This is a genomic window from Limibacillus sp. MBR-115, assembly GCF_040549425.1.
In the GTDB taxonomy this organism is placed as follows: Bacteria; Pseudomonadota; Alphaproteobacteria; order Kiloniellales; family CECT-8803; genus Limibacillus; species Limibacillus halophilus.
The window spans coordinates 573,879-582,952 of sequence record NZ_JBEPTJ010000003.1 but is presented as its reverse complement, the minus strand read 5'-3'; the positions used below and the strand labels follow the sequence as shown (position 1 = coordinate 582,952).

Genomic DNA, 9,074 nt, shown 5'->3' with positions numbered 1-9,074 from the left:
GGCCGCCCTGGCGGGCGAGAAAGCCATCCGCGAGACAAGCGTGCCCTCGCCATCCTTCGAGACGGTGACTGCGTCACCTCCTCAGGATGAAGGTGTCTCAGGTACCGCGCCTTCCCCTCACCCTGAGGAGCCACGAAGTGGCGTCTCGAAGGGCCAGGAGAGGTTGAACAACCCCTTTTCGAAGGATGAGGGTGGCATCCAACTCGCCAGCACCGACAACAACAGCGGCACCACCGGGGTGGCTGCCGGTAACAGCGGTAGCGCCAGCCAAGCAGCAACCAAACCGCAATCTAAACTACCTGAATCCGATCCACCGGCTGATTTTGATGCGGAGCGCAACGAGGCCCCGGCCCAGGCGGATGCGCAAGAACGCGAAAGCGATCTGCAACCTTTCGGTGAACCAACACGCCGTAACCTCGAAGACATAGAGCGGGCGCAGGCCGATTTGGAGCGCCAACGCCAGCGCCAACGCGCGATCCTGGACCAATCGGCTGAGGAGCGTGACGACCCTGCGATGCGACCCCAACGTCAACAGGCCGTAGCGAAGGACATTGAGGAGGCCCAACGCAACCTGGGTAAGGCCCAGGTAAAGGCTCGGGACGACATTTTGGAGCGCATCTCACAGGGGAACATTGGCGATGAAGAGGCGTTTTTGGGGGCTCAGGCGATTTTCGGGAAAGACGCCCCCCCGACGCGCCAGGTAGCCATCGCGATCTGGGCCAAGAACAGCCAACAGGAGTCCTTCAGCAACCCGGCGCGAGCGGGCGAGGCCGGTGATCTCATTGACGATCTACGCGGAAGAGCCGGAGCCAAGGGTGATCTGAGTGATGAGGCTGTAGAGTTCTTTAATGACAAGCAGGAGAAACTCAACGAACTAAAGACACAGGCGGCCAGCGTGATCGAGGCGCAGGCTGAAAGCGAGCGGCTGAACGGGGAAATTGACGCTCTGCGGCGCGACCTTATCGGAACTGGCGATCCCGGCAGGCGGACCAAACTTGAAAGGGAACTGAGTGAGAAGGCTGCGGCTTTTGGCGCGGCAAGCGACGCGCTTTCCAATACGCGCGATGTCTATGAGACGGCGGCGGCGGACTTCGGCAAGCTTCAGGCTGCGAATAATCTAGCCAAGCTGGTTGAGGCGAGCGATCCGCAAACCGCTCGCAACCAAGTACTCGACCTCGCCAAGGCCGTCCGCGATAATGTGGTCGGCGGCGGGATTGCTGGTGCGGCTATAGGGAGCTCCGGCGCAGGTCCGGCAGGGGGCGTGGTTGGTGGCGCCTTTGGTAGCTTCCTTGGCGTGGTGAGCGCGGTTACCGGCAACCTCGCTGCGCGCGCGGCTTTGAGTGCAGATGATCTGGAGGCCTTACCGAGGCTGCTTGCGGAAGACCCAAAGGCCGCGATCGAGGTCATCGACAAGATTGGCGATGCGGAACTGGTTTCGTTGCTTGCGGGCAGTTTGGTGGGGGGCATCTCCACAACAAGCCGGAGCGGCTTTAGCATTATTGATGCCTTGGCCGGAGCGAGTGCGGCCAAAGTTTCCGAAAAACTCTTCAAGTAGGACCGCTCTTGGCATGGTCGCTTGAGGTCTTGTGGCGCTTCTGAAAAATTGCAAAGCATGATGAGTTTTTCTACAGTTCATCGCATGGTTATCAGGAACTTTCTAAAAGCCTACAGAAATACCATCATCAAAGCTGGGCTCGCGGCCTTGGTCGTGACACAGGTTCAGTATTTGCCGCTTTACTGGTGCCTTCTGACCGATTGCAACTATGGCGACTACCTCAGGCCGGAGGAGGTCGCACCAGCGCCCGAGCTTCTCACACCTTGGCCGCCGATCCTGGGGCCAGGGACGGTGCCAGGCGCAGATTTGCCCCGCCTCACCCGCGCCGAGCTCAAGCATTTCTTCTTCCCGGAGGATGTGGAGGAAGGTTCTTCCAGGCATGAGCCGGAGCGCTTCGGCCTGGTCACAAGACGCTTCGACAATAGGCCGATAGGGATACGAAACTCTGGTGAAGGCAGAGAAGCTGACACCTCCTTACTAGACCTTTATGAACGGATACGCAGCGCTGTGCCTGCACTGCCAGAGGCTTATGATAAGCATGCTGCCTTTAAATTGCGGAACAACTCACCAAACAATGCAGGGATCAGCGTCTATTCCGCCTTGAAGGAGCGAAAACCGAAACGGCGAAGCGGCGTATGGAATCCGTTCCTGTCGGGCGAGATCGGCAAGCGCATGATCGCCCAGGGCTGCAGCGCCTATCCAGCGTTCTATGCCACGGAGTACGCCTGGACCGGAGAGGGCGCTATGTCGCCCGCTCAGAAATACCGCGTGCATCAGGGCTTCATCGGCATCTTTCACCGCCTGGGGGAGCCGACGGTGGAACACTGCCTGTTTCGCGCGCTGATGGTGACGCTGGGGCTGCACCCGACCGAGGAATTTTTCTTCAAGGAAGGGCCGGTAACCCCGGAGGAACAGGCCAAGGCTCTAGCCGCCCTGGCCCTGCTCTACGACCCGGCCATCACCCCCGGCCTGGACGAATGGCACTTCGTCCAAACACTCCTCAACAGAAACATGATCGATCCTTGATGCGCCACTGTCGGGATGAAGCTTGGTGCGCGTTCTTTCTTTGGCGGACGATCAAGGATCGATGAGGCCGTGATCCAGGAGGGTCTGGACGAAGCTTTCCTCGTCCATGCCCGCCTGGACGGCCGGGTGGTAGAGCAGTTTCAAGGCCGCCAGAGCGCGGGCCTGCTGCGCCGGGCTCAAGGGCGCGGCGGTCAGGTAGAAATCCGGCGTCATATGCAGCCCCAAGCCGACCAGCAGCCCCCGAAAGAGACAGTGCTCCGTCCCCGGCTCGTTCCAGAAATGCTTGGTCCGGATCTCTGTCGATTTTAGGCGGTAATCTTGGGGCTCTCGGTCATCAGGAGCCTTCCTGGACCCCTCCAAACGCACAAAACTAAAGCAACCAGTTTTGAGAATGAGATTATATTGGGTCAGATCGTCGTACACGTCGATACCGGTAGCACGCTCCTTCCAGCCGATGTAGCTGTAGATGTCGCTCTCGACCGTCTTATCCTTGATGTCCTCCAGAAAGGTGATCTCCCGGAAGGGCGGCAGGTCGGGCACCGCCCGCCAGACCAGGGCGCGCAGCGGCGTCATGGAATCGACCTTTTGCGGGCGCACCTTGCCGAGAGCGGTAAAGACGATCTCGTCCTGCTCATAGCGTTGGATGCGGTCGCCGCCGGACCATTTGTCGACGACGCCGGTAAAGAAAAAGGACTTTAGGTCGGCCCGAGAGAGGCGCGGCAGGCGCTCCGGAGGGCGGATCGGCGGATAGTCCTCGGCCCGTCCCGGCGCCGGCTCGATCTCATCCTTTGGCCGCAGCCCCCAGGTCGGGCCGAAGGCTTCGTCGAGCGCCGCCAGACTGCGCGCCTCCTCGGCAGAGTGCCCCGCCGCCACATAGTCGGCGATGCGCGTGCGCAGGCGTCCCTCCAACCCGTAGGCTGTGGTCAGCCACAACATCAGCGGCGGAAAGCCAACCACGAAGAGTACGGCAAAGGTTCCGGCCCGGAATCCCGCCGCAAAGGGCCGGGTGAATGATAGGGAAAGCTCTCGCCCGTACCACCAGAGGTCAAAGACCATGTAGAGCAGCAACAGGCCATAGAGGACCGGCCACCAAGCCTGCAAAAAGGATATCACCAGTGCGATCATAAGATGATTCTTTTGCAACCATCTTGATCGCGCCAGACATAAGCGCACCGATTGCGCGTGCCGGGAGCATCGACGAATGGACCTTTGTCCAGACCCTCCTCAATAACGACCTCATCGGTCCTTGATGGGGGCTTCCTTGCGCCAGCGCTGGGCGGCGGCGTCGTCGCTGTCGCGGGCTTCCACCCAGGCAGCGCCGGAGCCCTTATCCTCCAACTTCCAGAAGGGGGCTTGGGTCTTCAGCCAATCGATCAGGAAATGGCAGGCCTCGAAGGCGGCTTCCCGGTGCGGGCTGGCGGTGGCCACCAGCACGATCTGGTCGCCGGGCTCAAGGCGGCCGTAGCGGTGAATGATGAGGCTTGCTTCCAGGGGCCACCGGTCCTTTGCCTCGGCCTCGATCTTAGCCAGCATCTTCTCGGTCATGCCGGGGTAGTGCTCCAGCGTCATCGCGGCGATACCTTCGCCGCTCGCCATATCGCGCACAAGGCCCACGAAAACGCAGAGTCCGCCAATTCGATGGTTGCCAGCCGTCAGGGCCGCCATTTCCCGGCCAAGGTCGAAGTCCTCCGCTTGTACCCGGATCATGGGCCTCAGCCTCCTGTGACGGGGGGGAAGAGCGCGACTTCGTCACCGGGTTTCACCGGATCGCTCTCGCGGGCGTAGTCCTGGTTGACTGCGACGCGAATGGCCGCCCGGTCGGCCAGTGCCTCGGCAAAACCCGGCCCACGCCTTTCCAGCCAATCGAGCAATGCGCCCACGGTTGCCACTTCCGGCGGGGGAGCGATCTCCTCCTCGCCAATCCCAGTCTTCTGTCGGAGCCAGGCAAAATAAAGCAATCTCATCACGGCATAACCTCACTGAAGGGCAGAAAGTCTACCATGGTTCCCGGCGCCAGCTCGGTCACATCCTCGCCAAGCTCGACCAACCCGTCGCTCTCCACCATCGAGGAAAGAATGCCGGCACCCTGGCGCGGGAATTTGGACGCCGCCCAACCGCCGTCGGGCAGGGGGCTGAGCGTCGCGCGAACCCATTCGCGCCGGTCGACTTTCTTCTTGTGGGTAAAATCCGCCCGCACCTTGAAGCGGCGCGCCGTCACGTCGCGGGCGCCCATCAGGCCCAACAACAGGGGGCGCACCACGTTCAGGAAGGTCACCATGACGGCGACCGGGTTACCCGGTAGGCCGACAAAGGGTACGACGCCGACCTGTCCAAGGGCGATGGGCCGCCCCGGCTTGATCGCCAACCGCCAGAGGTGCAGCTTGCCCAGATCCTCGACCGCTTGCTTCACGTGATCCTCCTCACCGACTGATACGCCGCCCGAGGTGACGATGACATCGTGACTTTTTGCCGCAACCTCCAGGGCATCGCGAATCACGGCATGACGATCAGGCAGGATGCCAAGGTCGGTGACCATGCAGCCGAGTCCCTTGAGGAGGCCCAACAGCGTGAAGCGGTTGGAATCGTAAATTGACCCAGGTTCCAACGCCGTCCCGGGTTGCCGCAATTCGTTGCCGGTGGAAAAAAGGGCGATGCGAAGAGGCCGGTAAACCTTCAAGGCCGTGTTGCCGGCCGCAGCAGCCTGACCCAGGTCCTGAGCGCGCAGCCGCTGCCCGGGGACTAGAACCTGCGAGCCAGCCTTAATGTCCTCCCCCGCTCTGCGGCTGTTCGCGCCCTTCTTGATTCCCGGTGCGATAACCACCGTGTCGCCCTCCAGGCGGCAGTCTTCCTGCATCATCACGGTGTCGGGGCCCTCCGGCAGCGGGGCGCCGGTGAAGATGCGGATCGCTTCGCCGGGCTTTGCCGCACGCCCGAGCGATGTGCCCGCTGCGACGCGCCCGGTGACCGGCAGGCGGGTTTCCCGATCGGCCGAAAGATCGGCGTGGAAGACGGCGTAGCCATCGACAGCCGAGTTGGCGTGGGGCGGCACATCAAAAGCACAAACAACGGGTTCGGCCAGGATACGCCCCAGACAGTCCGCCAGCGGTTGAAGCTCGCTGTCGCAGAGAACGACGCTGCGTTCGGCGATGGCCGACAACGCTTCTGCTAGTGGCATCAACCGCCCGCCGTGAGCAAAGCAATCATCGCTGAGCTGCGCCATCGTCAGGCAACCCCTTCCTTGCGCAATGTCAGGCCCTGGTGAGTCAGGATGAAGTCGGCGATGGCTGACACATCATCCAGGTCCAGAACCGGAACCGGCAGGCCGTCCAATCGACTGTCGCTGGCCACGGCAACGACTTGCGGGTCTTCCGGTTGCAACAGTGGTTTGCCCACGCCGGGACGATGAACTTCGAGCTTGGGATGGCTTTCCCGCTTGAAGCCCTCGATCAACAGCAGGTCAACGGGAGTCATTTGGGCGACCAGATCCTTGACGGTGGGCTCGGGCGCGCCGCGATGTTCATGCATTAAAGCCCAGCGCTGCGCGGAGGAAACCATGACCTCCGCCGCGCCTGCTTGGCGATGCTCGTAGGAGTCCTTGCCGGGTTTGTCCACATCAAAAGCATGGTGGGCGTGTTTGATGGTGGAAACGCGGTATCCACGGGACACCAGTTCGCCAAGCAGCTTAACCATCAGGGTCGTTTTGCCGCTGCCGCTCCATCCGGCGAGACCAAAAATCTTCAAGTCCTGCTGCCTCCTGTTGCTGTTGCGCTTTTCACGCTCTTGCCTAGAAAGAAGGTTGCTGGAGTCAAAATGTCAATCGCCACAGTGGTCTGAAAGCTAGGCCTCACGCCGCCCGAAGGTAGCGGATGGCGCGGCGCAGGTAGTCGCCACCTGTAATGACGGTAAGCAGCGTTGCGGCCCAGAGCAGTAGAATTCCGACGCCGTTGACGAAGCCCAAGGCAGGCAGGCCCGGGGCCAGAATAATCGCACCTTGTGCGGTCATTTGAAGGCCTGTTTTCCACTTTGCCAGTTGGCTGACAGGCAGGGCGACAGCCTTTTGACCGAGATACTCCCTCAGGCCGGAGACCAGCAATTCGCGGCCCAGAATCAAGAGTACCGGGATCAAGTTCCAGTCGATAAGGCGGTGGTCGGCAACCAGCATGATCAGGACGGCGGCAACCAGCATCTTGTCGGCGATGGGATCGAGGAACTTTCCAACGGCTGAGACGGAGCCAAGCTTTCTCGCGAGATAACCATCCAGCCAATCCGTCAGGGCTGCGGCAAGATAGAGTAAAAAAGCCAACCACGCGGCCCAAACCCCAGGCGTCACGATCAACACGGCCAGCGGAACGATGGCGGCGATGCGCGCGAGTGTCAGGTGATTGGGGAGCCTGCTTGCCATCGTGCCGATCTTACCTTTACGCCTTTTGGTTCTAGCTACGTCACTCGTGTCTTCGAGTCTGTCTTAGCACAAGGATGTTTACGGTTCATCCGCCTCGTATTGAAATATGGTCAGCCTTGCGTTTCCGTAATGGCGTTCGTCGATTTGCGTATATCCGGCCGGTGCTTCGAAGTCCTCATTACGGGCGGTTTCAAGAGAAATCAACGCACCGGGTGCTATCCACCCGGCGGCGGCAAGTGCCTTGAAGGCGGGTTCCGCCAATCCGGTCCGGTAGGGCGGATCCAGAAAGAGGATATCACAAGGCTGGACTGCGCGCGGTGGCGACAAAATGTCCGCGGGCACCACACGGGCCCGACTGCCGAGATTCAGGGTCGCGAGATTGCGGCGCAGCACCGCCAAAGCATCGCGGTCCTTTTCCAGGAAGAAGGCCTCCGCCGCACCCCGTGACAGGGCCTCGATCCCCAGTGCGCCGCTGCCTGCGAAGCCATCCAGAACCCTGGCGCCGGCCAGGGGATTGCCGTTCCGCGCGACGCGGCCTTGAGTCAGGATATTGAAAAGCGATTCACGAGCGCGGTCGGAGGTTGGACGTACACTTCTACCCTCCGGCGCCTCCAGACGTCGTCCCTTTAACTCACCGCCGACGATTCGCATTCTCTTCCGTCCTGGGTTTACGTCGGGCTTTCTGCAACGGGCGGTTGGCGCGCGGTTTTGCTTTCGCAAAGCCGGTACGGTCCTTGATTGGTTCGCCGATGCCCATTTGATCGCGCAGCACGCCGCGCGGCACCTCCGAAACAGCGCCGCGCGTCAGGTTGCCCAGTTGCAAAGGCCCATAACTGGTCCGGATCAGGCGGTTGACCATTAAGCCCAGATGCTCCAGCACCTTGCGAATCTCGCGGTTCTTTCCTTCGCGCAGGGCCATGGTCAACCAAGCGTTGGATTCGGTCTTGCGTTCAAGTTTCGCGTCGATCGGACCATAGGAGAAACCGTCGATTGTCAGGCCGTCCTTCAAGGCGGCCAAGCGGGCTTCGTCAACCGTGCCGAAGACGCGCACCCGATAGCAACGCAACCACCCACGGCTCGGCAGCTCCAGGCTTCGCTTAACCTCACCATCGTTGGTCAATAACAGCAGGCCTTCGGTGTTGAGGTCCAGGCGTCCGACCGGTTGCAAGCGCGGCAGCCCAGAAGGCAGAAGATCATAAATGGTGCGGCGCCCCAATTCGTCGCGCGCGGTTACCACCACGCCAGCGGGCTTGTGAAAGCGAAACACGCGCGGCCGCTCGGGTGCGGGCAGGGGGCGGCCATCAACGGTGATGCGATGGTCAGCGGTCACGTCGAGCGCCGGACTAAGAACCGTCTCCCCATTGACCGTAACACGGCCCTCGGCGATCCAGGCTTCCGCCTCCCGGCGCGAACAGAGTCCCGCACGGGCAATGGCCTTGGCGAGGCGCTGCTTGCCGGATTTTTCTGCTTGAGTTTCCTTGTCCTCGGACGCCATGGGAATTACGGGCCTTTTCCGGTTCATGTGGCTTGGCAAGCCAGGGTCGGCCGCAGGCCGCACTCTAGGGGTGCCCTCTCTACGAGGCAAGCCGCTTTGCCTTGACGGGCCGGGGAGAAACAGCGAGCTTCGCCGATGTGATGCTGAGCTTACGCGACAAAATGGAACTGGCATTGGACGAGGCGCGCCAAGCCGCAAAGGCTGGAGAGGTGCCGGTGGGCGCAGTCTTGTTTGATCGGCGCGACGGTTCCGTGTTGGCCGTGGCTCACAACCGGGTGGAACGTGATCATGATCCGACGGCGCATGCCGAGATGCTGGCCATCCGATGCGCCGCAAAACGGCTGGGCTCCAAACGTCTAATCGACGCGGAGCTCTTCGTGACCCTGGAGCCCTGCCCGATGTGCGCGCAAGCCATTTCGTTTGCTCGCCTGGCGCGGGTTGTCTTTGGTGCCTACGACCCGAAGGCTGGTGGAGTGGAGCATGGCCCCCGTATCTTCGATCAGCCAGGCTGCAATCACCGGCCGGATATCGTGGCGGGCGTTCAGGAGAGTCAATGTGGGCTTTTGTTGAAGGATTTTTTCCAGGCCCGTCGTTGA

11 protein-coding genes are annotated in these 9,074 nt (G+C 61.4%); 3 read left to right on the top strand and 8 right to left on the bottom strand.

Annotated elements, in window-relative coordinates; translation table 11 throughout:
• Positions 1-1,555, top strand: a 1,555-nt coding sequence (locus tag ABIE63_RS09640; RefSeq protein WP_354504227.1) for a hypothetical protein, incomplete at its 5' end; no start/stop codon positions are given.
• A gap of 84 nt (positions 1,556-1,639) precedes the next feature.
• Entirely contained in the window at positions 1,640-2,581 is a 942-nt protein-coding gene (locus tag ABIE63_RS09635) for a hypothetical protein (RefSeq protein ID WP_354504226.1), read from the top strand.
• Between the two features lie 51 nt (positions 2,582-2,632).
• Here the strand turns inward: ABIE63_RS09635 and ABIE63_RS09630 are convergent, their stop codons facing one another.
• From ABIE63_RS09630 to ABIE63_RS09595, 8 genes are all read right to left on the bottom strand, one after another.
• Positions 2,633-3,706 (bottom strand): hypothetical protein, encoded by a 1,074-nt coding sequence (locus tag ABIE63_RS09630; protein ID WP_354504224.1) that lies wholly within the window; start codon positions 3,704-3,706, stop codon positions 2,633-2,635.
• Positions 3,707-3,817: 111 nt separating this feature from the next.
• Entirely contained in the window at positions 3,818-4,288 is a 471-nt protein-coding gene (locus ABIE63_RS09625) for a molybdenum cofactor biosynthesis protein MoaE (RefSeq protein WP_354504222.1), read from the bottom strand.
• Positions 4,289-4,293: 5 nt separating this feature from the next.
• Positions 4,294-4,545: a molybdopterin converting factor subunit 1 gene (gene moaD / locus ABIE63_RS09620; RefSeq protein WP_354504221.1), complete on the bottom strand. Its 252-nt coding sequence runs from the start codon at positions 4,543-4,545 to the stop codon at positions 4,294-4,296.
• On the bottom strand, positions 4,545-5,801 hold the full coding sequence (gene glp / locus ABIE63_RS09615; protein ID WP_354504219.1) for a gephyrin-like molybdotransferase Glp: 1,257 nt from the start codon (positions 5,799-5,801) through the stop codon (positions 4,545-4,547). The genes moaD and glp overlap by 1 nt, the downstream gene beginning before the upstream one ends.
• Positions 5,802-5,803: 2 nt before the next feature.
• Positions 5,804-6,322 carry a molybdopterin-guanine dinucleotide biosynthesis protein B gene (mobB, locus tag ABIE63_RS09610; RefSeq protein WP_354504218.1) on the bottom strand — a complete coding sequence of 173 codons (519 nt, stop codon included), beginning with the start codon at positions 6,320-6,322 and terminating at the stop codon, positions 5,804-5,806.
• A 103-nt stretch (positions 6,323-6,425) separates the two neighbouring features.
• The gene (pgsA, locus tag ABIE63_RS09605; RefSeq protein WP_183416142.1) at positions 6,426-6,983 is read right to left on the bottom strand and encodes a CDP-diacylglycerol--glycerol-3-phosphate 3-phosphatidyltransferase; all 558 of its coding nucleotides are present in this window, start codon (positions 6,981-6,983) and stop codon (positions 6,426-6,428) included.
• Positions 6,984-7,061: 78 nt separating this feature from the next.
• Positions 7,062-7,634, bottom strand: a complete 573-nt coding sequence (gene rsmD, locus ABIE63_RS09600) for a 16S rRNA (guanine(966)-N(2))-methyltransferase RsmD (protein ID WP_354504217.1) — start codon at positions 7,632-7,634, stop codon at positions 7,062-7,064.
• On the bottom strand, positions 7,615-8,478 hold the full coding sequence (locus tag ABIE63_RS09595; RefSeq protein ID WP_354504216.1) for a pseudouridine synthase: 864 nt from the start codon (positions 8,476-8,478) through the stop codon (positions 7,615-7,617). The genes rsmD and ABIE63_RS09595 overlap by 20 nt, the downstream gene beginning before the upstream one ends.
• Positions 8,479-8,639: 161 nt before the next feature.
• Between ABIE63_RS09595 and ABIE63_RS09590 the strand changes: the two genes are divergently transcribed.
• Positions 8,640-9,074, top strand: a complete 435-nt coding sequence (locus tag ABIE63_RS09590; RefSeq protein ID WP_354504238.1) for a nucleoside deaminase — start codon at positions 8,640-8,642, stop codon at positions 9,072-9,074.

Bases quoted from the DNA above. Each gene is read 5' to 3' on its own strand.
- rsmD (WP_354504217.1), bottom strand. From the start codon at position 7,634: ATGCGAATCGTCGGCGGTGAGTTAAAGGGACGACGTCTGGAGGCGCCG.
- pgsA (WP_183416142.1), bottom strand. From the start codon at position 6,983: ATGGCAAGCAGGCTCCCCAATCACCTGACACTCGCGCGCATCGCCGCC.
- glp (WP_354504219.1), bottom strand. From the start codon at position 5,801: ATGGCGCAGCTCAGCGATGATTGCTTTGCTCACGGCGGGCGGTTGATG.
- ABIE63_RS09630 (WP_354504224.1), bottom strand. From the start codon at position 3,706: ATGATCGCACTGGTGATATCCTTTTTGCAGGCTTGGTGGCCGGTCCTC.
- ABIE63_RS09625 (WP_354504222.1), bottom strand. From the start codon at position 4,288: ATGATCCGGGTACAAGCGGAGGACTTCGACCTTGGCCGGGAAATGGCG.
- moaD (WP_354504221.1), bottom strand. From the start codon at position 4,545: ATGAGATTGCTTTATTTTGCCTGGCTCCGACAGAAGACTGGGATTGGC.
- ABIE63_RS09595 (WP_354504216.1), bottom strand. From the start codon at position 8,478: ATGGCGTCCGAGGACAAGGAAACTCAAGCAGAAAAATCCGGCAAGCAG.
- ABIE63_RS09635 (WP_354504226.1), top strand. From the start codon at position 1,640: ATGGTTATCAGGAACTTTCTAAAAGCCTACAGAAATACCATCATCAAA.
- ABIE63_RS09590 (WP_354504238.1), top strand. From the start codon at position 8,640: ATGGAACTGGCATTGGACGAGGCGCGCCAAGCCGCAAAGGCTGGAGAG.